Consider the following 1,168-nt stretch of genomic DNA (forward strand, 5'->3'; position numbering starts at 1 on the left):
CGATGAACCAGAGGACGAGACCCGCGATCCAGAGTCGAAGTCCGAGCCCAAGGGCTGCCGCAAGGGTGCCGTTGACGATCGCGACAGACCGTGGCGCGCCGCCCATCAAGATTGGCTCAGTGAGCGCGCGGTGAACGGGCGCGACAAAGCCTGTAACAGGATCATCCATCAGATCACCACGCCGCCGCCGAAGGAGAAGAACGACAGGAAGAAACTCGAGGCGGCAAACGCGATCGACAGGCCGAACACGATCTGGATCAATCTGCGGAATCCACCTGACGAATCCCCGAAAGCGAGCGTGAGCCCGGTCACCACGATGATGATGACGGCGATGATCTTGGCGACCGGCCCTTCGACCGACTGCAAGATTTGCTTGAGTGGCTGCTCCCACGGCATGTTCGAGCCAGCCGCCCATGCCGGCGCCGCTCCCAAAAACACCGCGCCGAAGGCGGCCAACGATACATCTCGAAGAAAGCGAAATTGCTGACGCATGTCAGTCTCCTGCTGATGAAAGGCTGTAGTCGCCGGCGGCACCAAGCCCCGTAACGAGTGCGAGTTGAGCGAGGCGACGGTCGGCGCCGCGCCCCGCAAGCACAGCAACGAGATTGATGGTCTCGGCAATCAGGGCACGCGGAACCGTGATGACGGCTTCCTGGATGAGTTGCTCGAGCCGGCGCAGCGCACCGAGCGCGGTGCCCGAATGGATAGTGCCGATGCCGCCAGGATGACCTGTACCCCAGGCCTTGAGCAGATCGAGCGCCTCGGCACCTCGGACTTCGCCAATCGGGATGCGATCGGGCCGCAGTCGCAGCGAGGACCGAACAAGGTCCGACAGCGAGGCCACGCCGTCTTTGGTCCGCAAAGCCACGAGATTAGGCGCTTTGCACTGAAGCTCGCGGGTATCCTCAATCAGCACGACCCGATCGGAGGTCTTTGCCACTTCGGCCAGGAGCGCATTCGTCAATGTTGTCTTGCCGGTCGATGTCCCACCGGCGACAAGGATGTTCTTGCGTGCGGCGACTGAGTTCTTCAGGATGTTGGCCTGCTCCGAGGTCATGATCTCCCTGGCGACATAGTCGTCGAGCGTAAACACGGCGACCGCGGGCTTGCGGATCGCGAAAGCGGGAGCGGCAACGACCGGGGGCAAGAGGCCCTCAAATCGCTCACC

2 protein-coding genes and 1 pseudogene are annotated in these 1,168 nt (G+C 62.5%); all 3 read right to left on the reverse strand.

Going from position 1 to position 1,168, the window contains the following annotated elements:
- A pseudogene (locus JQ586_RS40320) lies at positions 1 to 169 on the reverse strand (VirB3 family type IV secretion system protein); the annotation flags it as partial.
- Positions 169 to 492, reverse strand: coding sequence for a TrbC/VirB2 family protein (locus JQ586_RS40325; protein ID WP_212400164.1), 324 nt, complete (start codon positions 490 to 492; stop codon positions 169 to 171). The pseudogene JQ586_RS40320 and the gene JQ586_RS40325, both read right to left, overlap by 1 nt.
- Position 493: 1 nt before the next feature.
- A partial coding sequence (gene trbB, locus JQ586_RS40330) for a P-type conjugative transfer ATPase TrbB (protein WP_212400165.1) occupies positions 494 to 1,168 on the reverse strand: 675 nt, incomplete at its 5' end.

It is taken from the genome of Bradyrhizobium jicamae (assembly GCF_018130215.1).
Taxonomy (GTDB): Bacteria; Pseudomonadota; Alphaproteobacteria; order Rhizobiales; family Xanthobacteraceae; genus Bradyrhizobium; species Bradyrhizobium jicamae_A.

Excerpts from the sequence above, each read along its gene's own strand:
- JQ586_RS40325 (WP_212400164.1), bottom strand. The coding sequence starts at position 492 with ATGCGTCAGCAATTTCGCTTTCTTCGAGATGTATCGTTGGCCGCCTTC.